The sequence below is a fragment of the Aurantimonas litoralis genome (assembly GCF_026153195.1).
GTDB lineage: Bacteria > Pseudomonadota > Alphaproteobacteria > Rhizobiales > Rhizobiaceae > Aurantimonas > Aurantimonas coralicida.
Window position 1 is genome coordinate 556446 of sequence record NZ_JAPFBM010000001.1, and the last position, 24348, is coordinate 580793.

General features: G+C 67.3%; 26 protein-coding genes. 14 read left to right on the plus strand and 12 right to left on the minus strand.

From position 1 onward, the window contains the following. Nucleotides 1-166 precede the first annotated feature (166 nt). The 8 genes from N7I30_RS02675 to coxB form a co-directional block, all read right to left on the minus strand. Nucleotides 167-907, minus strand: a complete 741-nt coding sequence (locus tag N7I30_RS02675; protein ID WP_498636517.1) for an SURF1 family protein — start codon at nucleotides 905-907, stop codon at nucleotides 167-169. Nucleotides 908-956: 49 nt separating this feature from the next. Beyond that, nucleotides 957-1346 carry a DUF983 domain-containing protein gene (locus N7I30_RS02680; protein ID WP_498636519.1) on the minus strand — a complete coding sequence of 130 codons (390 nt, stop codon included), beginning with the start codon at nucleotides 1344-1346 and terminating at the stop codon, nucleotides 957-959. A gap of 121 nt (nucleotides 1347-1467) precedes the next feature. After that, nucleotides 1468-2343, minus strand: a complete 876-nt coding sequence (locus tag N7I30_RS02685) for a cytochrome c oxidase subunit 3 (protein WP_498636521.1) — start codon at nucleotides 2341-2343, stop codon at nucleotides 1468-1470. 112 nt (nucleotides 2344-2455) lie between these two features. After that, nucleotides 2456-3079, minus strand: a complete 624-nt coding sequence (locus N7I30_RS02690; RefSeq protein WP_024349990.1) for a cytochrome c oxidase assembly protein — start codon at nucleotides 3077-3079, stop codon at nucleotides 2456-2458. Beyond that, the gene (locus N7I30_RS02695) at nucleotides 3076-3210 is read right to left on the minus strand and encodes a cytochrome c oxidase system small membrane protein (RefSeq protein WP_266102103.1); all 135 of its coding nucleotides are present in this window, start codon (nucleotides 3208-3210) and stop codon (nucleotides 3076-3078) included. Before N7I30_RS02695 ends, N7I30_RS02690 begins: the two co-directional genes overlap by 4 nt. A 1-nt stretch (nucleotide 3211) precedes the next feature. Beyond that, a complete protein-coding gene (locus N7I30_RS02700) occupies nucleotides 3212-4120 on the minus strand; it encodes a heme o synthase (RefSeq protein ID WP_498637110.1) in 909 nt (302 codons plus the stop codon). Between the two features lie 258 nt (nucleotides 4121-4378). After that, a complete protein-coding gene (ctaD, locus tag N7I30_RS02705) occupies nucleotides 4379-5980 on the minus strand; it encodes a cytochrome c oxidase subunit I (protein ID WP_024349987.1) in 1602 nt (533 codons plus the stop codon). 27 nt (nucleotides 5981-6007) lie between these two features. Beyond that, complete coding sequence (gene coxB, locus N7I30_RS02710) at nucleotides 6008-6913, minus strand: cytochrome c oxidase subunit II (RefSeq protein WP_024349986.1); 906 nt, start codon at nucleotides 6911-6913, stop codon at nucleotides 6008-6010. 368 nt (nucleotides 6914-7281) lie between these two features. On the opposite strand from coxB, the gene N7I30_RS02715 reads away from it, so the two are divergent. The 3 genes from N7I30_RS02715 (at nucleotide 7282) to N7I30_RS02725 (ending at nucleotide 10092) form a co-directional block, all read left to right on the plus strand. Then, nucleotides 7282-7794, plus strand: a complete 513-nt coding sequence (locus tag N7I30_RS02715; protein WP_009210621.1) for an invasion associated locus B family protein — start codon at nucleotides 7282-7284, stop codon at nucleotides 7792-7794. A 122-nt stretch (nucleotides 7795-7916) separates the two neighbouring features. Next, nucleotides 7917-9332 carry a metalloprotease TldD gene (tldD, locus tag N7I30_RS02720; protein WP_498636524.1) on the plus strand — a complete coding sequence of 472 codons (1416 nt, stop codon included), beginning with the start codon at nucleotides 7917-7919 and terminating at the stop codon, nucleotides 9330-9332. A 55-nt stretch (nucleotides 9333-9387) separates the two neighbouring features. After that, nucleotides 9388-10092, plus strand: a complete 705-nt coding sequence (locus N7I30_RS02725; protein WP_498636526.1) for an NAD-dependent deacylase — start codon at nucleotides 9388-9390, stop codon at nucleotides 10090-10092. 18 nt (nucleotides 10093-10110) lie between these two features. Here the strand turns inward: N7I30_RS02725 and pdxH are convergent, their stop codons facing one another. Beyond that, nucleotides 10111-10734 carry a pyridoxamine 5'-phosphate oxidase gene (gene pdxH, locus N7I30_RS02730; protein ID WP_498636528.1) on the minus strand — a complete coding sequence of 208 codons (624 nt, stop codon included), beginning with the start codon at nucleotides 10732-10734 and terminating at the stop codon, nucleotides 10111-10113. 73 nt (nucleotides 10735-10807) lie between these two features. Between pdxH and N7I30_RS02735 the strand changes: the two genes are divergently transcribed. From N7I30_RS02735 to N7I30_RS02750, 4 genes are all read left to right on the plus strand, one after another. After that, nucleotides 10808-11245, plus strand: coding sequence for an RT0821/Lpp0805 family surface protein (locus tag N7I30_RS02735; RefSeq protein WP_050767559.1), 438 nt, complete (start codon nucleotides 10808-10810; stop codon nucleotides 11243-11245). Nucleotides 11246-11373: 128 nt separating this feature from the next. Next, on the plus strand, nucleotides 11374-12342 hold the full coding sequence (locus N7I30_RS02740; RefSeq protein WP_498636530.1) for a DnaJ C-terminal domain-containing protein: 969 nt from the start codon (nucleotides 11374-11376) through the stop codon (nucleotides 12340-12342). Between the two features lie 134 nt (nucleotides 12343-12476). Beyond that, nucleotides 12477-13301, plus strand: a complete 825-nt coding sequence (gene fabI / locus N7I30_RS02745) for an enoyl-ACP reductase FabI (RefSeq protein ID WP_491372455.1) — start codon at nucleotides 12477-12479, stop codon at nucleotides 13299-13301. Nucleotides 13302-13338: 37 nt separating this feature from the next. Then, the gene (locus tag N7I30_RS02750; RefSeq protein WP_498636532.1) at nucleotides 13339-13932 is read left to right on the plus strand and encodes a histidine phosphatase family protein; all 594 of its coding nucleotides are present in this window, start codon (nucleotides 13339-13341) and stop codon (nucleotides 13930-13932) included. A 7-nt stretch (nucleotides 13933-13939) separates the two neighbouring features. Here the strand turns inward: N7I30_RS02750 and N7I30_RS02755 are convergent, their stop codons facing one another. Next, nucleotides 13940-14188, minus strand: coding sequence for a DUF1344 domain-containing protein (locus N7I30_RS02755; RefSeq protein WP_040325888.1), 249 nt, complete (start codon nucleotides 14186-14188; stop codon nucleotides 13940-13942). 219 nt (nucleotides 14189-14407) lie between these two features. Here N7I30_RS02755 and aroC point away from each other — a divergent pair, with 219 nt between their 5' ends. From aroC to N7I30_RS02790, 7 genes are all read left to right on the plus strand, one after another. After that, nucleotides 14408-15502: a chorismate synthase gene (gene aroC / locus N7I30_RS02760; RefSeq protein WP_498636535.1), complete on the plus strand. Its 1095-nt coding sequence runs from the start codon at nucleotides 14408-14410 to the stop codon at nucleotides 15500-15502. 79 nt (nucleotides 15503-15581) lie between these two features. Further along, a complete protein-coding gene (locus N7I30_RS02765) occupies nucleotides 15582-16508 on the plus strand; it encodes a histone deacetylase family protein (RefSeq protein ID WP_498636537.1) in 927 nt (308 codons plus the stop codon). Between the two features lie 63 nt (nucleotides 16509-16571). Beyond that, nucleotides 16572-16844: an exodeoxyribonuclease VII small subunit gene (locus N7I30_RS02770; protein ID WP_009210630.1), complete on the plus strand. Its 273-nt coding sequence runs from the start codon at nucleotides 16572-16574 to the stop codon at nucleotides 16842-16844. A gap of 155 nt (nucleotides 16845-16999) precedes the next feature. After that, the gene (gene dxs / locus N7I30_RS02775) at nucleotides 17000-18916 is read left to right on the plus strand and encodes a 1-deoxy-D-xylulose-5-phosphate synthase (protein ID WP_498636540.1); all 1917 of its coding nucleotides are present in this window, start codon (nucleotides 17000-17002) and stop codon (nucleotides 18914-18916) included. Between the two features lie 72 nt (nucleotides 18917-18988). Beyond that, the gene (locus tag N7I30_RS02780) at nucleotides 18989-19753 is read left to right on the plus strand and encodes a TlyA family RNA methyltransferase (RefSeq protein ID WP_498636542.1); all 765 of its coding nucleotides are present in this window, start codon (nucleotides 18989-18991) and stop codon (nucleotides 19751-19753) included. Beyond that, the gene (locus N7I30_RS02785; RefSeq protein WP_498636544.1) at nucleotides 19750-20976 is read left to right on the plus strand and encodes a class I SAM-dependent RNA methyltransferase; all 1227 of its coding nucleotides are present in this window, start codon (nucleotides 19750-19752) and stop codon (nucleotides 20974-20976) included. The genes N7I30_RS02780 and N7I30_RS02785 overlap by 4 nt, the downstream gene beginning before the upstream one ends. A gap of 62 nt (nucleotides 20977-21038) precedes the next feature. Next, nucleotides 21039-21683, plus strand: coding sequence for a DedA family protein (locus N7I30_RS02790; protein WP_483213736.1), 645 nt, complete (start codon nucleotides 21039-21041; stop codon nucleotides 21681-21683). A 42-nt stretch (nucleotides 21684-21725) separates the two neighbouring features. On the opposite strand, the gene N7I30_RS02795 is transcribed toward N7I30_RS02790, so the two are convergent. Together N7I30_RS02795 and N7I30_RS02800 are read right to left on the minus strand one after the other, a co-directional pair. Then, on the minus strand, nucleotides 21726-22466 hold the full coding sequence (locus N7I30_RS02795) for a crotonase/enoyl-CoA hydratase family protein (protein ID WP_498636547.1): 741 nt from the start codon (nucleotides 22464-22466) through the stop codon (nucleotides 21726-21728). A gap of 10 nt (nucleotides 22467-22476) precedes the next feature. Beyond that, entirely contained in the window at nucleotides 22477-24273 is a 1797-nt protein-coding gene (locus tag N7I30_RS02800; protein ID WP_498636549.1) for an acyl-CoA dehydrogenase family protein, read from the minus strand. Nucleotides 24274-24348: the final 75 nt, after the last annotated feature.

Sequence of the window (24348 nt, forward strand, 5' to 3'; positions counted from 1 at the left end):
TGCGGACAAGAAGAGCTCCGGGCTGTTCGGCAGGGCGAATGTCGCGCCGAATGAAGGGATGCGACGCATGGGTGTCAAGCCTCGCGGCGCTTGTGGCGCAGCATTGCGGCACGCAGACGATGGGCCGCGAAGGACGCCGCCGGCACATCACCGCCGGCGGCGCGCCTCAGTTGGCTTCGCGCCTGGCGGCGCGGCGGTCGCCGACGATCAGCATCCCGGTCATGACGATCAGCACCAGCGCCAGCCCGTACCAGGTGATGGCGTATTGCAGGTGATTGTTGGGGATGTCGATGACGGTCGTGCCGCCGATGGGCCCACCGTCCGGCGTCTCGGCCCGCTTGGCATCGACGAAGAACGGCAGCACCGTGACGCCGGAATCCAGCGCCAGCCCTCCGGCCATGGCGTCGATGTCGCGCCAGAAGAAGGTGTCGTTGCCCGGCTCGTTGTCCGGCACGAAATAGCCCGGCGTCTCGCGCGGTGCATCGCGGGCAAGCCCCGTGACCGACACGACGCCCTCATTCTGCCCCTCGGCACGGCTGGCCGGATCACGCATCTCGTAGGGCACGTAGCCGCGATTGACGAAGACGACGGCGTCGGGATCGGTGAGCAGCGGCGTGAAGACGTTCCAGCCGGGCTTGCCCTCGAAGGTGGTGAGCATGAAGCGCTCGCCCTCATGCAGGAACCGCCCGGTGACGGTCACCGGCGTGTAGTCCACGTCGCCGGAGTCGGCGAAGCGGGTGCGCAGGGCTTCCAGATCGATCGGCTCGGCATGGATCCGGGCGTCGATGCGCTCCAGCATCGCCTGCTTCCACTGCATCCGCTCGACCTGCCACGAGCCCAGCCCGAGGAGGATCGCGATCCCGACGAGGCAGGCGAGGAGCGCGAACCAGAACTTGCCCCGCGACATGCGCCGGGGAACATATCCGGCGCCGCCTGCGTCGATGGACGATGTGGAATCAGACGTCATCGCGAAGCCGGCCTTCCGAGGCGTTGTGGCGATACTGCATGGCAATCATCAGGCCCTTCAGAGCGCGCAGAAGCGGCAGGGCCAGCCCTAGGATCAGCGGCAGCCACAGGAGGAAATGCACCCAGAGCGGCGGATCGAAGGCAACCTCCACCCACAGGGCCATGCCGACGACGATGAAACCGACGATGAGGATCACGAAGACCGCGGGGCCGTCGCCCGAATCGATGAAGCTGTAGTCGAGGTCGCAGTTCGCGCAGCGCGGCGCCACCGTCAGGAAGCCGGCGAACAGCTTGCCCTCGCCGCAGCGCGGGCAGCGACCGAGGACCCCGGCCTTCACCGGGTCGGCTGCTCTCTGAGGGCGTCCGCCTGTCTCGCTCAAATGCTCACTCCGTCATGGCCGGCCGGGACCCGTCGTGCAGCCCGCGGCGCGCGCATGGTCCTCAAAACGAAGAAGGCGGCACATCGCTGCGCCGCCCTCGCAATTTCCGTTTGTCCGCCGCCTATTCGACGTGGATCGCGGCGCCCCAGCTGCCCCAGATATAGATGCAGAAGAAGAGGAACAGCCAGACGACGTCGACGAAGTGCCAGTACCAGGCCGCCGCCTCGAAGCCGAAATGCTTCTGCGGGGTGAAGTGGCCCTTCATGGCGCGCAGCAGGCAGACGGCCAGGAAGATCGTGCCGACCAGGACGTGGAAGCCGTGGAAGCCGGTCGCCATGTAGAAGGTCGAGCCGTAGATCGAGCCGCCGAAGGCGAAGGGCGCGTGAGCGTATTCGTAATACTGGACGTAGGAGAAGATCACGCCGAGCACGACGGTCAGCGTGAGGCCCCAGATCAGGCCCTTGCGGTCGTTGTGCAGCAGCGCATGGTGCGCCCAGGTGACGGTCGTGCCCGACAGGAGCAGCGTGACCGTGTTGAACAGCGGCAGATGCAGCGGGTCGAGAACCTCGATGCCCTGCGGCGGCCATTGACCGCCCAGCACCTCGGTGCGGGCCGCCTGGATCGCCTCGTTCGGGAACAGGCTGGCGTCGAAGAAGGCCCAGAACCATGCCACGAAGAACATCACCTCCGAGGCGATGAACATGATCATGCCGTAGCGCAGGTGCAGCGAGACGACGCGGGTATGCGCGCCTTCCTGGCTTTCCTTGATGGTGTCAGACCACCACGCATACATGACGTAGAGAACCAGCGCGAGGCCGAGATAGAAGATCCACGGGCCGGCGAGATCGACGCCGAACATGACGAACTGGCCGCCCGCCGCATAGCGCATGAAGCCGACGAGACCGATCATCATGATGAAGGCCCCGGCCGAGGCTAGGAACGGCCACGGGCTCGGATCGATGATGTGATAGTCATGCTTGGCGTGCGTGTCGGCCATCGCGGGTCCCCGGTCTCTTCTGAATGCCCTGCGGTCTGCTTAGCGAAACTCGCTCGGCAACTCCAGCATCTGATTGGTGTTTTCGACAGTCACCGCGATCGCTCGCGGCTCTCTAGAGTTGATCGGTCGTCGGTGTTCTCGTCGTCTCGCCCTTGCTGGCGGCCACCGGGGCCTCCGCTTCGTCGAGCGGGAAGAAGGTGTAGGACAGGGTGATCCCCGGTGCGTCCTTGAGCTCCTCGGCCTCCAGCATGTCGGCATCGACATAGAAGACGATCGGCATGTCGATCTCTTCGCCCGGCTGCAGGGTCTGGTTGTCGAAGCAGAAGCAGGCGATCTTGTTGAAGTAGACGCCAGCGGCCACCGGGGTGACGTTGAAGGTCGCCTGGGCCCGCACCGGCTTGTCCGAGAGGTTCTTGACGTGGAAGCTGGTCTCGCGGGTCTCGCCCAGCTTGACGGTGACCTCGCGGTCGTTCGGACCGAACTTCCAAGGCAGCCCCGGCGCGACATTGCCGTCGAAGCGCACCAGCACCGTCCGGTCGATCACCTGGCTCGGCGCGGTCTCGGCGCGCTGGGTGGTGCCGCCATAGCCGGTGACCTGGCAGAACAGGTAGTAGAGCGGCACCGAGGCGTAGGCGGCGCCGACCATGCCCACCGCGAAGGCGGCGCAGGCAACGGCAATGACGAGGCCGCGGCGCCGTGCCGGCTGCGCGGATGCGTTGGGCTGGGTGTCGGTCATGTCGACAGCTTCGCGAGAGTGACGAAATAGAAGATCACCACCAGCGAGATCAAAACGACGCCGATGGCGATGGAGCGATTGCGCCGGGCGCGCTGCTGCGCCTCGGTCAGGCGGATGCGATCATCGTCCATCTCAGTACCACCCCGCCGGCAGCAGCGACCGTGCGACGGCTTCGCCGAGCAGGATCACGAAGAGCGCGAAGAGATAGACGATCGAGAAGGCGAACAGCTTCTTGGCCGGCAGCATCTTCTCGTCGCCGTCCGGCATCCGGAACGTCGCATAGGCGTGGCGCAGGAAGTTCGCGCCGAGCAGCACCGAGGCGACACCATAGACCGGCCCGGCAAAGCCGAGCAGCCAGGGGGCGACCCCGACCGGCACGAGGACCAGCGAATAGAGGAAGATCTGCAGGCGCGTCGCCCGCTCGCCGGCGACGTTCGGAAGCATCGGCACGCCGACGCTGCCGTAATCCTTCAGCTTGAACATGGCCAGCGCCCAGAAATGCGGCGGGGTCCAGAGGAAGATGATCAGGAACAGGACGATGCTCTCGATCGACACGCCACCGGTCACGGCAGCCCAGCCGACCATCGGCGGAAACGCCCCGGCCGCACCGCCGATGACGATGTTCTGCGGCGTCGAGCGCTTCAGACCCATCGTGTAGATCACGGCGTAGAAGAAGATGGTGAAGGCCAGGAGCCCGGCGGCGAACCAGTTGGACGCCAGTCCCAGCATGGAGACGGCCAGCAGCGACAGGATCAGGCCGAAGGCAAGCGCCGCTTCGCGGTCGATGCGGCCTGCCGGGATCGGCCGGTTGGCGGTGCGCGTCATCACCGCGTCGATGTCGGAATCGTACCACATGTTCAGCGCGCCCGAGGCGCCTGCCCCGATGGCGATCGACAGGATCGAGATCACCGCCAGCGTCGGGTGGATGGCGCCGGGCGCCAGCGCCATGCCGGTGATCGCGGTCAGCACCACGAGCGACATCACCCGCGGCTTCAAGAGGGCGATGTAGTCACGCGGCTCCGCCAGGCTGATCGCCGGCATCGCGTTGGTGTGATTTGCGTCGAGAAGCGTCAAGTCGAACCTCGAACCCGTTCGGCGCGATCCTGGCCCCGCCTGGGGCCGGCCGTCATGCGAACCGTTGCGTCGTTCTGCCATCGGCCTTGTTCCACATCCGTCGGGATGCTGCGCCGTGGCTTGCAGTCGCGGCTCCCGGACTGCGGAACCGTCAGACGATCAGGCATCCCGGATACGGGGATCCGGGATGCCGATTGATGTGCGGGAGACCGCCTGCGATGGGTCTCAGCGGACCCGCGGCAGCTCTTCCCACTGGTGGTACGGCGGCGGCGAAGGCAGCTGCCATTCCAGCGTCGTCGCACCCTCGCCCCACGGGCTCGGACCGGCAATGCGCTTCTTGGAGAAGGCCTCGAAGACACCGTACAGGAACACCAGCACGGCGAAGCCCGAAAGATAGGAGCCCATCGAGGACACGTAGTTCCAGCCGGCGTACGCTTCCGGATAGTCGACATAGCGGCGGGGCATGCCGGCTGCACCCAGGAAATGCTGCGGGAAGAACACGATGTTCACGCCCACGAAGGTCAGCCAGAAGTGCAACTTGCCGATCGTCTCGTTGTACATGTAGCCGGACATCTTCGGGAACCAGTAGTACCAGGCCGCGAAGATCGCGAACACCGCCCCCAGCGACAGCACGTAGTGGAAGTGGGCGACGACGTAATAGGTGTCGTGCAGCACACGGTCCATGCCGGCATTGGCCAGCTTCACACCCGTCACACCGCCGACGGTGAACAGGAAGATGAAGCCGATCGCCCAGAGCATCGGCGTCTTGAAGCTCAGCGAGCCGCCCCACATCGTCGCGATCCAGGAGAAGATCTTGATGCCGGTGGGAACCGCGATGACCATCGTCGCGAAGACGAAGTAGCGCTGCGTGTTGAGCGAGATGCCGGTGGTGTACATGTGGTGCGCCCACACGACGAAGCCGACGACACCGATCGCGACCATGGCGTAGGCCATGCCGAGATAGCCGAAGACCGGCTTCTTGGAGAAGGTCGAGATGATGTGGCTGATGATGCCGAAGCCCGGCAGGATCAGGATGTACACTTCCGGGTGGCCGAAGAACCAGAACAGGTGCTGGTACAGGATCGGGTCACCACCGCCGGCCGGCGAGAAGAACGTCGTGCCGAAATTGCGGTCGGTCAGAAGCATGGTGATCGCGCCGGCCAGAACCGGGAGCGAGAGCAGCAGCAGGAACGCCGTCACCAGCACGGACCAGGCGAACAGCGGCATCTTGTGCAGCGTCATGCCGGGAGCGCGCATGTTCAGGATCGTGGTGATGAAGTTGATCGCACCGAGGATCGACGAGGCGCCCGCCACGTGCAGCGAGAAGATCGCCAGATCGACGGCCGGCCCGGGGTGACCCGAGGTCGACAGCGGCGGATACATCGTCCAGCCCGTGCCGGCACCGTTCGAACCCGGCGCACCCTCGACGAACATCGACAGGATCAGCAGCGGGAAGGAGAAGGCGAGCAGCCAGAAGGAGATGTTGTTCAGCCGCGGGAACGCCATGTCCGGCGCGCCGATCATGATCGGCACCATCCAGTTGGCAAAGCCGCCGATCAGCGCCGGCATGACCATGAAGAAGATCATGATCAGGCCGTGGCCCGTCGTGAACACGTTGTAGAGCTGCGGGTCGCCAAAGATCTGCAGACCCGGCTCCTGAAGCTCCATGCGCATGGCGATCGACAGCGCGCCGCCGATGATGCCCGCGCAGATCGAGAAGATCAGGTAGAGCGTCCCGATGTCCTTGTGGTTGGTCGAATAGACCCAACGCCGCCAGCCGGACGGCATGTGCGCGTCGTGGGCATCGTGAGTGGCACCATATGCCATATCGAGCTCCCTCAAACCCTGTTCGTGTTAGCGGCCGGCCACGGCGACGGAGTCGCCGGACTGGATCCGCGCCGTCAGCTGTGCATTGGCGTCCTCGAGGCTGCCCGACGCGGCGGAGTACCACGCGGCGAACTGCTCCTTTGACACGACGCGCACGGCGATCGGCATGTTGTAGTGAGCCTGGCCGCAGAGCTCGGAGCACTGGCCGTAGAAGATGCCCTCGCGCTGCGCCTCGAACCAGTATTCGTTGAGGCGGCCCGGCACGGCATCGACCTTCACGCCCAGCGACGGCAGGGCGAAGGAATGGATAACGTCGCCCGAAGTCGAGATCAGGCGGATGACGGTATCGACCGGCACGACCATCTCGTTGTCGACGGCGAGCAGGTGCGGATAGACGTTGCGATCGGCCTTGCCGCTCGCGTCGCGATCATCCTCGATCAGCGGATAGGATTCGAAGGAGACCGGCTCGGCCTCCGCTTCGGCCGACACTTCGGACGGCTGGTACTCGTAACCCCAGTACCACTGGTAGCCGGTCGCCTTGACGGTGAGCTCCGGCTCGCTCGGCGGATTGTACTGCGCCGTCAGAAGCTGGAAGGACGGCACCGCCAGGAAGAGAAGAACGATCACCGGGGCGAGCGTCCAGACCACCTCGATCATGGTGTTGTGGCTGGTACGCGACGGGACCGGGTTGCGCGAAGCGCGATAGCGGAACACCACCCAGGCCAGAAGCACGGCGACCAGGATGGTGATCGGAATGATGAAGGCGAGCGTGTAGTCGCTGAACCAGTGGATCTGCGCCTCGATGGGGGACAGCGCTTCCTGCAGGCCCATCTGCCAGGGGTGCGGCTGACCCGGAAGCAGGTCACTCTCCTGTGCGACAGCCGAACCGGCAGTCCCCATGGATGCCATCGCGGCAAAGATCGATCGTTTCACTCGCATTGTCTCCCTGCGCGCTCGTGCGTCAGTGGTGGGAACCGGCGTTTCGGGGACGAATAGCGCCTGCCGCCATCCGGCGCCAGCACCGGCATCCCGCGAAATCGGAAGAATCTTCGGCTCGCCGCTTAAAACCACGAAACCCGGCGCGCCGCAACATCTTAGAACCATCGCAAGCTTGCGGCATTTTTGCGCCGGGACCAGCATTCCGGCGCCTCCACGGCATCGCCGCGCGGACGATTCGCATTGCCGCGACCGGGCCCGTTCGCCGCCGCTCCGGCCCCTTCTGTTCGACGGACGCTGTCCGGTAACCATTTGTTTGGTATAACGCCGGCACATTCCAATCCAGTCTCGAACCGGATGACCCGATGATCAGAACCCTTCAGACGGCGGCTGCGGCCCTCGCCCTTTGCGCCGCCAGCCTTCACCCGGCCTTCGCCCAGTCCGGCGCGACCGGCACCGTCAAGTCCCAGCACGGCGCCTGGGCCATCGTCTGCGACCAACCGGCGGGCGCCTCGGGCGACCAGTGCGCGCTGCTGCAGAACGTCGTCGCCGAGGACCGTCCCGAGATCGGCCTGTCGATCGTTGCCCTGAAGACGGCCGACCAGCAGGCCCGGATCCTGCGCGTCCTGGCGCCGCTGGGCATTCTCCTGCCGAACGGTCTCGGCCTTTATGTCGACGGCAAGGATATCGGCCGCGCGCAGTTCGTGCGCTGCTTCGACGACGGCTGCTACGCCGAGGTGATCCTCGCCGACGAACTGCTGAAAACGCTGTCGGGCGGCGCCACCGCCACCTTCATCGTCTTCCAGACCCCCGAACAGGGCATCGGCATCCCGGTCGACCTCAACGGCTTCGCGGACGGCTTCGCCGCCCTCCCCTGACGCCTCGGGAGACACGGTTTGCCCCCGGCGCGGACCGTCGCCGAACGCGTCACGCGGCGCCCCTGTTGGCAGGCGGCGCCGCGACGCTTATCTGCGGGGCCTGTTGCCAGAGGAGTCCTGCCATGTCCGCGTCGCTGATCGAGCGCTTCGACATCTCACGCGCCGAGATCGACGCGATTCTCGGGGAAACCCTGTCCGGTGCCGATGATGGCGAGCTGTTCCTCGAATACCGCGAATCGGAATCGCTGGTCTTCGACAATGGCCGGCTGAAGGCCGGCAATTTCTCCACCGACCAGGGCTTCGGCCTGAGGGCGGTCGCCGGCGAGGCCGTCGGCTACGCCCATGCCGGCGATTTCTCCGATGCCGCGCTGAAGCGCGCCGCACAGGCTGTCTCCGCCGTGAAGACCGGCCGCAATGGCACCTATGCCGAGGCGCCGGCCGGCACCAACCACAAGGTCTATGGCGACGAGAACCCGATCCCCTCGCCCGGCTTCGAGGCGAAGGTCAGGCTGCTCCAGGACATCGACGCCTATCTGCGCGGCCAGGGCGACGACGTGCGCCAGGTCTCCGTCACGCTCGGCTCGCAATGGCAGAATGTCGAGATCCTGCGCGCCGACGGCCGGCTGGTGAAGGATGTGCGCCCGCTCGTGCGCATCAACGTCTCCGTCGTCTGCGGCGAAGGCGACCGGCAGGAGTCGGGTTCATTCGGCGCCGGCGGGCGGACCGGCTTTTCCGAATTCTTCGTCACCGAGAACTGGCAGGCCATCGCCGACAAGGCGATCGCCCAGGCCCGCGTCAATCTGCGGGCGGTCGCAGCGCCCGCCGGCACCTTCGACATCGTGCTGGCCTCGGGCTGGCCGGGCGTCATGCTGCACGAGGCGGTCGGCCACGGGCTGGAAGGCGACTTCAATCGCAAGAAGACCTCGGCCTTCTCCGGCCTGATGGGCCAGCAGGTCGCCGCGAAGGGAATCACCGTGGTCGACGACGGGACCGTCGCCGAGCGCCGCGGCTCGCTGACCATCGACGACGAGGGCACGCCGTCGAACCGCACGGTGCTGATCGAGGACGGCAAGCTGGTCGGCTACATGCAGGACCGCCAGAACGGCCGGCTGATGGGCATGGCCTCCACCGGCAACGGCCGGCGCCAGTCCTATGCCCATGTGCCGATGCCGCGCATGACCAACACGATGATGCTGGACGGCCCGCACACGCCGGAGGAGATCCTGTCCTCGGTGAAGGACGGCATCTATGCCGTCTCCTTCGGCGGCGGGCAGGTCGACATCACCTCGGGCAAGTTCGTCTTCGGCTGCACCGAGGCCTACCGCATCCGCGACGGCAAGGTCGCCGAGCCGGTGAAGGGCGCCATGCTGATCGGCAACGGCCCGGAGGCGATGCACCGGGTCTCGATGGTCGGCAACGACGTGGCGCTGGATACCGGCATCGGCATGTGCGGCAAGAACGGCCAGGGCGTGCCGGTCGGCGTCGGCCAGCCGCATCTGCGCATGGACCGCATGACGGTGGGCGGCACCGAGACCTGAGCCGCCGCCGCCCGCAGCCCCTCCCCGATCGCGCCCCGACAGCCGGACGAGTGCCATGCAGTTCCAGTCGATCCTCATCCTGACAGGCGCCGGCATCTCGGCCGAATCCGGCGTCGACACGTTTCGCGACGTCGGCGGGATCTGGTCGAAGGTCCGGCTGGAGGACGTGGCGACGCCGGAGGGCTTTGCCCGCGACCCGGCCATGGTCCATCATTTCTACAATCAGCGGCGGGCGGGGCTCGCGGGCGTGAAGCCCAACCCGGCCCATCTCGCTCTGGCGCGGCTCGAGCGGGAATTTTCCGGCAGCGTCACGGTGGTCACCCAGAACATCGACGATCTGCACGAGCGGGCCGGCTCGCGCGACGTGATCCACATGCATGGCGAACTGGCCAAGGCGCTCTGCGCCCGCTGCGGTTCGCGCACCGCATCGCCCGATCAATTGTCGACGGAGCTGGCCTGCCGCCAGTGCGGCAGCCTGGCGGGCATACGGCCGGACGTCGTGTGGTTCGGCGAGATGCCGTACCACATGGACATGATCTACGACCGCCTGGCCGCGGCAGACCTGTTCGTGTCGATCGGCACCAGCGGCGCGGTCTATCCCGCCGCCGGCTTCGTCGAGGATGCGCGGGCTCATGGCAGCCGGACGCTGGAGCTCAATCTCGAGCCCTCGGCCGGCACCTCGCTGTTTTCCGAAGCGCGGCACGGGCCGGCCAGCCGCCTCGTCCCCGACTTCGTCGACGAGATGCTGGCGCGGCGCTGAGCCGCGGACCGGCCGTCCTTACGGGTAGAGCCGCTCCACGTCCCAGCCGGTGCCCGGCTCGCCGCGCGGCGTGAAGATGGCGCGGTCGTGCAGGCGAAACTGGCCGTCGTGCCAGAACTCGATCTGGGTCGGCATCAGCCGGAAGCCCGACCAGTGCGGCGGGCGCGGCACCGGGCCGTCGCCATATTCGGCGCCGAGCGCGGCGACCTTCTCCTCCAGCACGTCCCGGCTTGCCAGCGGGCGCGACTGGTCGGACGCCCAAGCGCCGATGCGGCTGCCCTGCGGGCGCGAGGCGAAATAGGCGTCGGCCTCGGCGTCGGAGACGATCTCGACCGGACCGCGCAGGCGCACCTGCCGGCGCAGCGACTTCCAGTGGAAGCACATGGCCGCCTTGCGGCTGGCCAGAAGCTGCGCCCCTTTGGCGCTCTCGAAATTCGTGTAGAAGACGAAACCGCGCGCATCGAACTCCTTCAACAGGACCATGCGCACATCCGGCAGGCCGGATGGGTCGACCGTCGCCAGCGCCACCGCGCCGGGATCGTTGGGCTCGCTCGCCTCGGCGTCTTCCAGCCAGGCCGAAAACAGCGCGATCGGATCGTCGCCGACGGGTCTTTCACCAAGAGTTAAGGCTTCGCTAGCCATTATCGTCATGATCCTTTGCATATGACATCGTCGCAACGATTCGCGGCGCGGCGCCGTAACAGATAAGAGATCGATGGCATCGTTCCAAATTCTCCTGGCCGGCCTGCTTGCGCTCGCGCTCGGCGGATGCGTGGTCGCCGGCCCGAATGCGGCCGACATGATCGACGACACGCTGATCACCGGCTCGATCACGCCGCCCCCTGCCCCCGCGGCCACGGCCGACAATTCGGCGATCCCCGATCTCGAGCGCCTGTCCGACCGGCGCACGGTGCGCAACGCGGTCTCGACCGCCGACATCGAGGCGGCGGCCAAGAGCTATCCCTGGGCCAATCCGCAGACCGGCACCAACGGCGTGATCAGCGCTTTGCAGGAGGTGCGCAACGGCTCGCGCATCTGCCGGACCTTCCAGACATCGCGCCAGCGCTTCGACGGCGTCGCGCTCTACAATGGCGAGGCCTGCACCACCGGTGCCGGCGAATGGGCCCTGGTCCGCTTCGACGAGAATGGCTGAGGCGGCACCGCAGCCGATCCGGGTCCTCGACCCTTAAATTTCACGATGGCATCCACCATATAGGCGCAGGGCGCGGTCCCGCCGCGTCACATTCGCCCAGCCATCATTCGTGAAGGACCCATTGCGTCATGCGCGACCCTTACGCCGTCCTCGGCGTTGCCAAGACAGCGAGCGAAAAGGATATCAAGTCCGCCTTTCGCAAGCTCGCCAAGCAGTATCACCCGGATGCCAATGCCAGCGATCCGAAGGCTGCGGCGCGTTTCAACGAGGCCAATCAGGCCTATGAGATTCTCGGTGACAAGGACAAGCGCGCGCAGTTCGACCGGGGCGAGATCGACGCCGAGGGCAAGGCGAAGTTCCAGGGCTTCGGCGGCGGTGGCGGCAGCCCGTTCGGTGCCGGCGGCTTCGGCGGCGGGCGCGGCCAGCGGCCCGGCGGTTTCGACTTCCGCTCGACGGGCGGCCCGGAGGATATGGGCGCCGAGGGGCTGTTCTCGGACTTCTTCGAGCAGGCCTTTGCCGGTGCGGCCGGTGGTCGGCGGTCGGCGGGACCCGGCTTTGCCGGCGCCCGCAACGCCAGCACTAGGGGCGAGGACATCAACGCCAATCTGAAGGTGAAGCTGGCCGACGTCGTCTCCGGCGCCAAGGTCGAGGCGATCTTCCCGACCGGCAAGCGGCTGGCGATCCGGCTGCCGGAAGGCGTCGAGGACGGCCAGACGATCCGCCTCAAGGGCCAGGGCCAGCCCGCCCCGGTGCCCGGCGGCAAGCCCGGCGACGCGCTGGTCACCGTGCAGTTCGCGCCCCACCCACGCTTCCGCATCGACGGTCGCGACCTGATCCACGACCTGCCCGTCCCGCTGAAGACCGCGGTGCTCGGCGGCAGGGTCGAGGTCGAGACCCTCGACGGCCGCATCGCGCTGACCATTCCGGCCTGGACGAATTCCGGCAAGACCTTTCGCCTGCGCGGCAAGGGCCTGACCACGAAGGCCGGCGGACGCGGCGACCTGATGGCGTCGGTGCGCATCATGCTGCCCGAGGGCGACGCCGATCTCGCCGCGCTGTTCCAGAAGCAGGCCGAGCGCGAGGATGCCATCGGCTGATCGGCCACGGTCGGCCGGCAAACGACGCCCCTGCCGGACAGGGCGGCGCAACCCTGCTTGAAGGCCCGGCGGGCCTATGCCATACCCGCCGCCGCCAAAGCATTGTTTGCACGCTGTCTTGAGGGAGTCGCGCCATGGCCGAATCGAAGGGTCTGATGACCGGCAAGCGTGGCCTCGTGATGGGCGTCGCCAACAACCGCTCGATCGCCTGGGGCATCGCCAAGGCGGCCCGCGAGGCCGGTGCGGAACTCGCCTTCACCTATCAGGGCGACGCGTTGCGCAAGCGGGTCGAACCGCTGGCCAAGGAGCTCGACGCCCTGGTCGTCGGCCATTGCGACGTCAGCGACGCCGCCTCCATCGACGCCTGCTTCAAGACCATCGAGGACGAATGGGGCAAGCTCGACTTCCTCGTTCACGCCATCGGCTTCTCCGACAAGGACGAGCTGACCGGTCGCTATGTCGACACGAGCGAGGCGAATTTCTCCAAGACCATGCTGATCTCGGTCTATTCCTTCACGGCTGTCGCCCAGCGCGCCGAGAAGCTGATGACCGACGGCGGCTCCATGCTGACCATGTCGTATTACGGCGCCGAGAAGGTGATGCCGAACTACAATGTCATGGGTGTCGCCAAGGCCGCGCTCGAGGCGAGCGTCCAGTATCTGGCGGTCGATCTCGGCCCGAAGAACATCCGCGTCAACGCCATCTCCGCCGGCCCGATCAAGACGCTGGCCGCCTCCGGCATCGGCGATTTCCGCTACATCCTCAAATGGAACGAGTACAACGCGCCGCTGCGTCGCACCGTGACCATCGAAGAGGTGGGCGATGTCGGCCTCTACTTCCTGTCGGATCTGTCGCGCTCGGTGACCGGTGAAATCCACCATGCCGATTCGGGCTACCACGTTGTCGGCATGAAGGCCGTCGACGCGCCCGACATCTCGGTGGTCAAGGACCTGCCGTAAGCCGGTCCCTCTCTCCGACGCCATGGCGGATGCTGCGATGATTTCGACCGAACTCTATCTCTGCCGCCACGGCCAGACCGACTGGAACGCCGAGGGACGGCTGCAGGGTCAGGAAGACATTCCGCTCAACGCCCTCGGCCGCGAGCAGGCCCGGCGCAACGGCCTGTGCCTGCGCAACATTCTCGGCGCCGGCGCCTCCGGCTTCAGCTTCCTGTCGAGCCCGCTCGGCCGTGCCGTCGAGACGATGCGGATCATCCGCACCGAACTGGACCTTCCCCCGGACGATTTCGAGACCGATCCGCGCCTCGTGGAGCTGCATTTCGGCGACTGGCAGGGCTCTACCCTCGACGAGGTCCGCAAGAGCGATCCGGACGGGCCGAAGCGGCGCAAGGCCGACAAGTGGAACTTCGTGCCGCCGGGCGAGAAGGCCGAATCCTATGCGCTTCTGGCCAAACGGGTGCGCCCCGTCTTCGAAAGCCTGTCGCGGCCGACCATCGTGACCGCCCATGGCGGCGTGTCGCGCTGCATCCTGCGCATGTATGGCGGCTTCGACGACCGGGCGGCCGCCCGCGGCGACATCGCACAGGACCGCATCCTGCACTGGCTCGACGGCGGGCTGACCTGGGTCTGAGGGCTGCTCAGCCGGCGTCGACGATGCGCAGGGTCTCGGTCTCGCCGAAAATCAGCACGACGTCCATGCCGGGCTCGACCACGTCGTAGTCGAAATTCTCCGGCAGGCGATAGGTGACGCCGTCGCTGAGGCGCAACTGGGCGTGCTCGCGGTCGATCGCCTCGATGGTGCCGTCGACTTCCTCCGCCATGGCCGGGATCGTCATCGCCACGGTGAGAAAGGACGTCGCGAAGAATGCGAGAATCTGCCTGGTCACTGTATGGTCCTTCCACCTCCGCCGCGACCGCCATCATGGCACGCGGCGTTCTCGCTGCCCCTCTCCGGGGCGTCTGTCAGCTGCGATGTTTGGCCCCGATTGTGTCAATTCTCGTGCGCGAAAATTACAATTCGTTTCGATCCGTTGCATTTGACGGATTTGGTTAAGCTAACGTAAGCGAGGCTTCCTCCAGGCCTCTTCTCCTTTCGGCGGAATTCCATGTCCCACAACAGCTTCGGTCATCTCTTTCGCGTCACCACCTGGGGCGAGAGCCACGGGATCGCGATCGGCTGCGTGGTCGACGGGACACCCCCGGGAACCCGGTTCTCGGAAGCCGGCATCCAGGCCTATCTCGACAAGCGCCGCCCCGGCCAGTCGCGCTACACCACCCAGCGCCAGGAGCCCGACCAGGTGAAGGTGCTGTCCGGCGTCATGCCGGGCGAGGCCGAAGGCGAACTCGTCGCCACCGGCACGCCGATCGCTCTGGAGATTCAGAACACCGACCAGCGCTCGAAGGACTATTCCGATATCGCCCGGCGCTACCGGCCGGGCCATGCCGACATCACCTACGACATGAAATACGGCGTGCGCGACTATCGCGGCGGCGGCCGGTCCTCGGCCCGCGAGACCGCGACCCGCGTGGCGGCCGGCGCCATCGCCCGGCAGATCGTGCCGGGCCTGACGGTCCGCGCGGCGCTCGTCCAGATCGGCACCATCGCCATCGACCGCAGCCGCTGGGACTGGGACGAGGTCGATCGCAACCCGTTCTTCTGCCCCGATGCCGAGACCGCCGAACGCTGGGCCGAGCATCTGGACGCCGTGCGCAAGAGCGGCTCGTCGGTCGGCGCCATCGTCGAGGTCGTCGCCGAGGGCGTGCCCGGCGGCCTCGGCGCGCCGATCTACGCCAAGCTCGACGGCGACATCGCCGCCAATCTGATGTCGATCAACGCCGTAAAAGGCGTCGAGATCGGCGACGGCTTCGCCGCCGCCACCCTGTCGGGCGAGGAGAATGCCGACGAGATCCGCATCGGCCCCGACGGCGCGCCGCAATTCCTGACCAACCATGCCGGCGGCATTCTGGGCGGCATCTCCACCGGCCAGCCGGTCGTGGCGCGCTTCGCCGTCAAGCCGACCTCGTCGATCCTCACCCCGACCCGCTCGGTCGATGCTGACGGCCAGGAGGTCAACGTGATGACCAAGGGCCGGCACGATCCCTGCGTCGGCATCCGCGCCGTGCCGATCGGCGAGGCGATGGTCGCCTGCACGGTGGCCGACCATTATCTGCGCCATCGCGGCCAGACCGGACGGGGCTGACGCCCCTCCCCGCCTCCGGCACGGGCCGGATCGTCAAACAAATCGTTGAACAGGTCCGCGAGGACGCTAAGGTCGCCCCATGCGGACACGTCTCTATCACCACCCCATCTTCGCCGAGCATCTGACCGGTCCCGGCCATCCCGAGCGCCCCGAGCGCATGCAGGCGGTCACCGCCGCGCTCGAGGACGAGGCGTTCCAGCATCTCGACCGGGCCGAGGCGCCGGAAGGATCGCTGGAGGCGATCTATCGCTGCCATCCGGAGGATTACGTCCGCAAGGTCGCGACGACGATTCCCGAGGAAGGGCTGGTGCGCGTCGACAACGACACCATCGTCAGCCCGAAGAGCTTCACCGCGGCGCTGCACGGCGTCGGCGCGGCGACGGCGGCCGTCGACGACGTGATGACGGACGAATGCGACAATGTCTTCGTCGCGGCGCGCCCGCCCGGCCACCATGCCGAACGCCAGACTGCGATGGGCTTCTGCCTGTTCAACAACGCCGCCATCGCCGCGCGCCACGCCCAGACGGTCCACGGCCTCGACCGCGTCGCCATCGTCGACTGGGACGTCCACCACGGCAACGGCACCCAGGACATCTTCTGGGAGGATTCGTCGGTGATGTACTGCTCGACCCACCAGATGCCGCTCTATCCGGGCACCGGCGCCAAGGGCGAGACCGGCCAGGGCAACATCGTCAACGCGCCGCTGTCGGCCGGTGACGGCAGCGACGTCTTCAAGGATGCGTTCCGCTCGCGGGTGCTGCCGGCGCTGCGGGACTTCCACCCCGACCTCGTCATCATCTCGGCCGGCTTCGACGCCCATCACCGCGATCCGCTGGCCAATCTGCAGCTGACCGAGGCGGATTTCGACTGGGCCACCGCCGAACTGATGGCGCTGGCCGACCGGGCCTGCGACGGCCGGCTTGTGAGCCTTCTCGAAGGCGGTTACGACCTGCACGGCCTCGCGGTCTCCACCACCGCCCATGTGAAGCGGATGATGACCGGCTGACCACGACCTCTTCGACAAGAGGCCCGGCACCGGACATTCGGAAACACCAGACAGACGGACACCATGCCCGAACGCGACGACGCCCCGCTCCCGACCGACGATTCCGACATCGCTGAGATGAGCTTCGAGAATGCCCTCGCGGCCCTGGAGCGCATCGTCTCGGATCTCGAACGCGGCGATGTGCCGCTGGACCGCTCGATCCGTATCTACGAGCGCGGCGAGAAGCTGAAGAACCATTGCGACCGGCTGCTCTCCGTGGCCGAGGACAAGGTCGAGAAGATCAAGCTCAACCGCGCCGGCAAGCCGGTCGGCACCGAGCCGCTCGACCCCGATTGAGACGCTTCCCCGAAGGGCAAGGCAACCGGACGTTCCCTCCGGCCGTTGTCCGTTCGTGTTTGCGGCCAGCGGGTTGAACCTCGCGTTTTGGAACCGATGTAAAGTGTTTCGCGCCGCTGGCGCGTGCGTCTGACAGGCAGTGAAAGGTCCCGCCAGTGTCTTCGAAGTCGGTAACGCCACTGCTCGACCAGATTTCCTCCCCCGCCGATCTGCGGACCCTGAAGGAAAGCCAGCTCCGGCAGGTGGCCGACGAGCTGCGCACCGACCTGATCGACGCGGTCTCCAAGACCGGCGGCCATCTGGGCGCCGGGCTCGGCGTGGTCGAACTGACCGTGGCGATCCATCACGTCTTCAACACGCCCGACGACCGGCTGATCTGGGACGTCGGCCACCAGGCCTATCCCCACAAGCTGCTCACCGGGCGCCGCGACGGCATGCGCACCGTGCGCCAGGAAGGTGGCCTGTCGGGCTTCGCCAAGCGCACCGAGAGCGAATACGACCCGTTCGGCGCCGGCCATTCCTCGACCTCGATCTCCGCCGGCCTCGGCATGGCCGTGGCGCGCGACCTGTCGGGGGGCAAGAACAACGTCATCGCGGTGATCGGCGACGGCGCGATGAGCGCCGGCATGGCCTATGAGGCGATGAACAATGCCGGTGCGCTCGACGCGCGGCTGATCGTCATCCTCAACGACAACGACATGTCGATCGCCCCGCCGACCGGCGCGATGAGCGCCTATCTGGCGCGCCTCGTCTCCGGCAAGACCTATCGCAGCCTGCGCGACCAGGCGAAGTCGATCAGCCAGCACCTGCCCGGCTTCTTCCGCGAGGGCGCCCGGCGGACCGAGGAATATACCCGCGGTTTCTTCACCGGCGGCACGATGTTCGAGGAGCTCGGCTTCTACTATGTCGGCCCGATCGACGGCCACGACCTCGACCATCTCCTGCCCGTCCTCAAGAATGTCCGCGACGCCAAGACCGGGCCGATCCTCGTCCATGTCGTCACCAAGAAGGGCAAGGGCTACGGCCCGGCGGAGAACTCCGCCGACAAGTATCATGGCGTGTCGAAGTTCGACGTCATCACCGGTGCGCAGGCCAAGTCCAAGGGCAATGCGCCCAGCTATACCGGCGTCTTCGCCGACAGCCTCATCCAGGAAGCACAGGACGACGACAGGATCGTCGCCGTCAACGCCGCCATGCCGAGCGGCACCGGCCTCGACAAGTTCGGCGAGATCTTTCCCAAGCGCACCTTCGACGTCGGCATCGCCGAGCAGCACGCGGTGACCTTCTGCGCCGGGCTCGCCAGCGAGGGCTACAAGCCCTTCGCCGCGATCTACTCGACCTTCCTGCAGCGCGCCTACGACCAGATCGTCCACGACGTGGCGATCCAGAAGTTGCCGGTGCGCTTCGCCATCGACCGGGCCGGCTATGTCGGCGCCGACGGGCCGACCCATGCCGGCTCCTTCGACACCGGCTTCCTGTGCCCGCTGCCAGGCATGGTGGTGATGGCCGCCGCCGACGAGGCGGAGCTGCGCCACATGGTGCGCACCGCCGCCGTCTATGACGACGGCCCGATCTCCTTCCGCTATCCGCGCGGCAACGGTACCGGTGTCGACATGCCGGAACGCGGCGAGGCGCTGGAGATCGGCAAGGGCCGCATCGTCAGGGAGGGCACCAAGGTCGCCATCCTGTCCTTCGGCACACGCCTCGCCGACAGCGTCGCGGCGGCCGAAGAGCTGGAAACCTTCGGCCTGTCGACCACCGTCGCCGATGCGCGTTTCGCCAAGCCCCTCGACACCGAGCTGATCGGTCGCCTTGCGCGCAACCACGAGGTGCTGATCACCGTCGAGGAAGGCGCCAGCGGCGGCTTCGCCTCGCAGGTGCTCGAACATCTGGCGGCCCGCGGCCTGCTCGACCACGGCCTGAAGATCCGGCCGCTGATCATGCCCGACCGCTTCCTCGACCACGCCGCGCCGGAGACGATGATCCGCCAGGCGGCGCTCGACCGGCAGGGCATCGTCGACGCCGTCTTCCGCGCCCTCGGCACCGAAGCCAGCCGCGTCTTGCAGGCGTAACCTCCTCCTCGATATAGGGCTTCGCGCGCGTTACTGCTTGCCATTTGCCGCCGCTGGCCGCATGACCTGCCGATGGCCTCCACCGAAGAACAACATCTGTCGCGCGTCCGGCTCGACGTCCTCGTCAGCGACCGCGGTCTTGCCGCCAGCCGCGCCCGTGCGCGCGACGCGATCATGCGCGGTCACGTCAAGGTCGACGGGCAGACCGTCACCAAGCCGAGCCTCAACGTGCCGCCCGAGAGCGAGATCACGCTGGACGACCCGGCCGCCGACTATGTCTCGCGCGCCGGGCTGAAGCTGGAAGCGGCGCTCGACCAGTTCGCCATCCCCGTCGAAGGCCGCACGGCCGTCGATCTCGGCGCCTCGACCGGCGGCTTCACCGAGGCGCTGCTGCGCCGCGGCGTCGCCCATGTGGTCTCCATCGACGTCGGCCACGGCCAGATGCATCCGCGCATCGCCGCCGATCCGCGCGTCACCCCGATCGAGGGCCTCAACGCCCGCGACCTGACCCGCGAGGATATCGGCGGCCGCTCCTTCGATCTGCTGGTCGCCGATGTCAGCTTCATCACCCTGCGGCTGGCGCTGCCGCCGGCGCTGGAACTGGCGGAGCCCGGCACGACCGGTGTCTTCCTGGTGAAGCCGCAATTCGAGGCCGGGCGCGAGGCGATCGCCAAGAACGGCCTCTTGCGCGATCCCGACAGCGCGCCGCAAGTGGCCGAGGCCGTGCGCGACTGGCTCGCCGCCCAGCCCGACTGGCAGGTGAAGGGGCTCGCGCCCTCGCCGATCCCCGGCGGCGACGGCAATCACGAATTCCTGCTGATCGCCGAAAAATCATGAGCCTCGAACTGACCATCGACCGGCTCGGGGCACAGGGCGACGGGGTCGCCGACACGGCCTCCGGGCCGGCCTTCGTGCCGTTCACCCTGCCGGGCGAGCGGGTCGAGGCGACCGAAGCCGGGCGCCGCTTCCGCCTCGACGCTGTCCTCACCCCCTCGCCGCAGCGCCAGACGCCGCCCTGCCCGCATTTCGGCACCTGCGGCGGCTGCGACCTGCAGCATGCCGACGATGCGCTCTATACCGCCTTCAAGCGCGACGTGGTGGTCGATGCCCTGGCGCGCGTCGGCCTCGACACCGAGATCGCGCCGCTGGTGACCTGCCCGCCGGCGTCGCGTCGCCGGGTGGCGCTGTCGGCGGTCGGCGCCGGCAAATCCGTGCATCTCGGCTTCAATGCGGCCCATTCGGACCAGATCGTGCCGATCGAGGTGTGCCCGATTGCCCTGCCTGCGATCCAGCGGGCCCTGCCCGCGTTGCAGCGGCTCGCCGCGCTGCTGGCCGATCGCAGGACACCGCTGAAACTCACCGTGACCGTGACCGACACCGGTCTCGACGTCGCCGCCGCCGCGGCGCCCAAGCTGGCCGAGGGCAAGCGGCGCCAGGCTATTGCGCTGGCCGTCGGCGAAGGCTTCGCGCGGCTCACCGTCGACGGGGAGATCCTCGTCATGACGCGGCCGCCTTCGATCGCCTTCGACGGCATCACCGTCGAGTTGCCGCCCGGCGCCTTCGTCCAGGCCGTGGCCGCAGCCGAAACCGCGATGGCATCGCGGGTGACGAAGCATCTGGCCGGCGCCAAGCACGTCGCCGATCTCTTCTCGGGCTCCGGCACCTTCGCGCTGCGTCTCGCCGTCCAGTCGCGGGTCCATGCGGTCGAATCGGAAGCCGCGCCGCTTGCCGCCATGACCGCCGCCTGGCGCACCCGTCCCGGCCTGAAGCCGCTGACGACCGAGCGCCGCGACCTCTATCGCCGGCCGATCCCGGCGAAGGAGCTGAAGGCCTATGACGGCCTGGTCTTCGATCCGCCACGCGCCGGCGCCGAGGCGGTGTCGCAGGAGATCGCGGCATCGAAGATCAGCCGCGTCGCCGCGGTCTCGTGCAATCCGGTCACGATGGCCCGCGACCTGCGCATTCTCGTCGATGGCGGCTTCCGCCTCGTCGAGGTGACGCCGGTGGACCAGTTCCTGTGGTCGCGCCATGTCGAGGCGGTCGCGCTTCTGGAGCGCTGACCGGCCGCCCGCGCCGCCGCGATCCCTTTGATTCTCCGCGACCGAGCGACTAAGCCCCTGCCATGACCGGATATCTCACCCAGTATGGCTACGCCTTCCTGTTCGTGGTCGTGCTGTTCGAATCCACCGGCATTCCGCTGCCGGGCGAGAGCATTCTGGTCGCCTCCGGCATGCTGGCCGGCGAAGGATCGCTGAACATCTGGGCGGTGCTGTTCGCCGCCTTCGCCGGGTCGATCGTCGGCGACAATCTCGGCTATGTCGTCGGCCGGCGCTACGGGCGGCGGATCGTCGTGCGCTGGGGCTCGCGCTTCGGCCTAGGCGAAAAGCGTTTCGCCATGGTCGAGGAGCGGTTCAAGAATTACGGCTTCGCCGTCGTGCTGGTCGCCCGCTTCGTCATCATCCTGCGCCAGCTTAACGGCTTCGTCGCCGGCACGATGCGGATGAGCTGGCCGATCTTCCTGTTCTACAACTGCATCAGCGCCGCCCTGTGGAGCGCCGCCTATGGTGCCGGTGCCTATCTCTTCGGCTCGGCCTTCCGGCATTTCTTCGAGGCCTATTCGACCTGGCCGATCTTCGTCATCGCCGCCCTCGTCTGCGTCATCGGCATGGTGGGAACCTACAAGTTCCTGTTTGCTGAAGAGGACGACGAGACGCCGGCCGAAGATTCCGACACCGCAGATGATGCCTCGCTGCGCGGCAAGTCCTGACAGGCCCCGCGGCCAGGCCCTGCGCCGCGGGGCGCTGATCCGTCAGCGCGACATGAAGGCCATGAAGGCGGCGCGGGCCTCGTCCGAGGTCAGCCGCTCGGAGAAGTGCTCGATCTCCCGCTCTATCCGCGCCACGATGTCCTTGCGGTCGCCGCGCAGAAGCTCGCGCGCGATCGCCACGGCCCTGGGCGGCTTCTGGGCCAGCCGCTCGGCAGTCTCGCGCGCCACCGCCTCGACGTCGTCTTCCACGACCTTGTAGACGATCCCCGCCTCGCGGGCCGCTTCCGCATCGAAGGTGTCGCCGAGCGCCAGCAGCGCGAAGGCCCGCTGGTCGCCCATGATGCGCGGGCCGATCAGGCTGGACGCGGCCTCCGGCGTCAGGCCGAGATCGATGAAGGGCGTACGGAAGACCGAGCGCGACGAGGCAAAAGCCATGTCGCAATGCATCAGCAGCGTCGTGCCGATGCCGATCGCCAGACCGTCGACGGCAGCGATCATCGGCTTGGGCGCCGTCGCGACCGTCGTCAGGAACTCGTGGATCTCGGTGCGCTGCAACCCGCCCTGTGCCAGCGTCAGGAAGTCCTTGATGTCGTTGCCGGCGGAAAAGGCGCCGGGCACGCCGCAGATCAGGATCACCCGCACAGCCTCGTCGCCGGCCGCGCCCTGAAGCGCGGCGGTGATCGTGCGGTACATGTCGAGCGTGATGGCGTTCTTCTTGTCCGGCCGGTTCAGCCGGATGGTCAGGACGCCGTTTTCGGTCGTCGTCTGGATCAGATCGGTCATGGTCGCGGTCCTACTGCAGGATCGAATGGGCAGCCGCGAGGCTGGCGGCGCCGCCGACGACCTGCCGCTTCAGGGCACCGGTCTCCGACAGGAGGTTCTCGGCCATGAAGCGTGCCAGATGGGCGCGCTCGGTGCGGGTCGTGTCGGCCAGCGCCGCCTTGGCGAGATAGACCGCGCCGGAGGTCAGGCCGAACAGCCGCAGATAGGGCGTCGCACCGGCAAGCGCCGTGTCCATGTCCCTGGCGGCCGTGGCGTTCGACAGGAACTCCGTCGTCTCGCGCAGATCGGCCATCGCCGCGGCGAGCGCATCGCCGGTCTCGCCGAAGGCCGCCTCGTTCTGGCCGCGCACCGCCTCGATCGTCTCGTCCAGCTCGGCAAAATAGCGGCGCACCGCCTCGCCGCCGGACTGGCCGATCTTGCGGGCGACGAGATCGATCGCCTGGATGCCGTTGGTGCCCTCGTAGATCGGCGCGATGCGGGCGTCGCGCAGTAGCCGGGCGGCGCCGGTCTCCTCGACGAAGCCCATGCCGCCATGCACCTGGATGCCGAGCGAGGCGACCTCGACGCCGACATCGGTGGAGAACGCCTTCGCGATCGGCGTCAGGAGGTTGGCCCGCTCCTTCCACGCCGCCGACGCCTCGGCGTCGGCGCGATGCGCCTTCGCCATGTCGGTCGCGTGGCCGCAGGCATAGGTGATGGCCCGCACCGCGCCGGTCAGCGACTTCATCGTCAGCAACATGCGGGCGACATCCGGATGGTCGAGGATCGGGCTCATCTGGCCGCCGGCCTCGGGATTCTTCGCCAGCCGGGTCGCACGGCCCTGGCGGCGCTCGCGGGCGTAGTCGAGCGCCTTCTGGAAGGCGGCTTCGGCGACGCCGATGCCCTGCACGCCGACCAGCAGTCGGGCATTGTTCATCATCGTGAACATGCAGGCGAGACCGCGGTTCTCCTCGCCGATCAGATAGCCGACCGCGCCGGCCTCCTCGCCGTCGACGCTGCCGTCGCCGTAGATCATCGTGCAGGTGGGCGAGCCGTGGATGCCGAGCTTGTGCTCGACCGAATGGCAGAAGGCGTCGTTGCGGCGCCCGAGCGATCCGTCGGCGTTGACCAGGAACTTCGGCACCAGGAACAGCGAGATGCCCTTCACGCCGGCCGGTGCGTCGGGCAGGCGCGCCAGCACCAGATGGACGATGTTGTCGGTGAAGTCGTGCTCGCCATAGGTGATGTAGATCTTCTGGCCGAAGATCCGGTAGCTGCCGTCATCGGCCCGTTCGGCCTTGGTCTTCAGCGCCGACAGGTCCGAACCGGCCTGGGGCTCGGTCAGGTTCATCGTGCCCATCCAGGCGCCGGTGACCAGCTTTTCCAGATAGGTCGCCTTCAGCTCGTCCGAGCCATGGGCCTCCAGCGCCTCGACCGCGCCGACTGTCAGCGTGGGTCCGATGGCAAAGCCCATCGAGGCGGAGTTCCACATCTCGAAGACGGCGGCCGACAGCGAGGTCGGCAGGCCCTGGCCGCCATATTCCTCCGGCCCGGTCAGAGCGTTCCAGCCGCCGGCCGACCAGTTCTCGTAGAGCGCCTTCCAGCCGGTCGGTGTCGTCACCACGCCGTCCTTCACCGAGGTCCCCTCGCGATCGCCGACATCGGCCAGCGGCGCGATCTCCTCGCCGGCGAAGCGTCCGGCCTCTTCCAGCACGGCGTCGAGCAAATCGGGGGTCAGTTCGCCCAGGAGGCCCTGTTCCATCGCCGCTTCCAGTCCCGCGACCTTTTTCAGCGCGAAGGCGATGTCATCGACCGGTGCCTTGTACATGGTAGATCTCCTCATGCTCGAACCGAGCGGATTGCGACGGAGGCAGGGCTCACGACGCAATTACCTTTTACGTAA

What these genes read in the sequence shown, in the direction of transcription:
- N7I30_RS02770 (WP_009210630.1), top strand. Translation starts at nt 16,572, where the DNA reads ATGCCCGAACGCGACGACGCCCCGCTCCCGACCGACGATTCCGACATC.
- N7I30_RS02800 (WP_498636549.1), bottom strand. Translation starts at nt 24,273, where the DNA reads ATGTACAAGGCACCGGTCGATGACATCGCCTTCGCGCTGAAAAAGGTC.
- N7I30_RS02740 (WP_498636530.1), top strand. Translation starts at nt 11,374, where the DNA reads ATGCGCGACCCTTACGCCGTCCTCGGCGTTGCCAAGACAGCGAGCGAA.
- N7I30_RS02795 (WP_498636547.1), bottom strand. Translation starts at nt 22,466, where the DNA reads ATGACCGATCTGATCCAGACGACGACCGAAAACGGCGTCCTGACCATC.
- N7I30_RS02725 (WP_498636526.1), top strand. Translation starts at nt 9,388, where the DNA reads ATGCAGTTCCAGTCGATCCTCATCCTGACAGGCGCCGGCATCTCGGCC.
- fabI (WP_491372455.1), top strand. Translation starts at nt 12,477, where the DNA reads ATGGCCGAATCGAAGGGTCTGATGACCGGCAAGCGTGGCCTCGTGATG.
- N7I30_RS02690 (WP_024349990.1), bottom strand. Translation starts at nt 3,079, where the DNA reads ATGACCGACACCCAGCCCAACGCATCCGCGCAGCCGGCACGGCGCCGC.
- N7I30_RS02695 (WP_266102103.1), bottom strand. Translation starts at nt 3,210, where the DNA reads ATGGACGATGATCGCATCCGCCTGACCGAGGCGCAGCAGCGCGCCCGG.
- N7I30_RS02765 (WP_498636537.1), top strand. Translation starts at nt 15,582, where the DNA reads ATGCGGACACGTCTCTATCACCACCCCATCTTCGCCGAGCATCTGACC.
- N7I30_RS02715 (WP_009210621.1), top strand. Translation starts at nt 7,282, where the DNA reads ATGATCAGAACCCTTCAGACGGCGGCTGCGGCCCTCGCCCTTTGCGCC.
- N7I30_RS02685 (WP_498636521.1), bottom strand. Translation starts at nt 2,343, where the DNA reads ATGGCCGACACGCACGCCAAGCATGACTATCACATCATCGATCCGAGC.
- pdxH (WP_498636528.1), bottom strand. Translation starts at nt 10,734, where the DNA reads ATGGCTAGCGAAGCCTTAACTCTTGGTGAAAGACCCGTCGGCGACGAT.
- N7I30_RS02790 (WP_483213736.1), top strand. Translation starts at nt 21,039, where the DNA reads ATGACCGGATATCTCACCCAGTATGGCTACGCCTTCCTGTTCGTGGTC.
- N7I30_RS02750 (WP_498636532.1), top strand. Translation starts at nt 13,339, where the DNA reads ATGATTTCGACCGAACTCTATCTCTGCCGCCACGGCCAGACCGACTGG.
- N7I30_RS02735 (WP_050767559.1), top strand. Translation starts at nt 10,808, where the DNA reads ATGGCATCGTTCCAAATTCTCCTGGCCGGCCTGCTTGCGCTCGCGCTC.
- ctaD (WP_024349987.1), bottom strand. Translation starts at nt 5,980, where the DNA reads ATGGCATATGGTGCCACTCACGATGCCCACGACGCGCACATGCCGTCC.
- aroC (WP_498636535.1), top strand. Translation starts at nt 14,408, where the DNA reads ATGTCCCACAACAGCTTCGGTCATCTCTTTCGCGTCACCACCTGGGGC.
- N7I30_RS02675 (WP_498636517.1), bottom strand. Translation starts at nt 907, where the DNA reads ATGTCGCGGGGCAAGTTCTGGTTCGCGCTCCTCGCCTGCCTCGTCGGG.
- N7I30_RS02785 (WP_498636544.1), top strand. Translation starts at nt 19,750, where the DNA reads ATGAGCCTCGAACTGACCATCGACCGGCTCGGGGCACAGGGCGACGGG.
- N7I30_RS02700 (WP_498637110.1), bottom strand. Translation starts at nt 4,120, where the DNA reads ATGCCGGCGATCAGCCTGGCGGAGCCGCGTGACTACATCGCCCTCTTG.
- tldD (WP_498636524.1), top strand. Translation starts at nt 7,917, where the DNA reads ATGTCCGCGTCGCTGATCGAGCGCTTCGACATCTCACGCGCCGAGATC.
- N7I30_RS02780 (WP_498636542.1), top strand. Translation starts at nt 18,989, where the DNA reads ATGGCCTCCACCGAAGAACAACATCTGTCGCGCGTCCGGCTCGACGTC.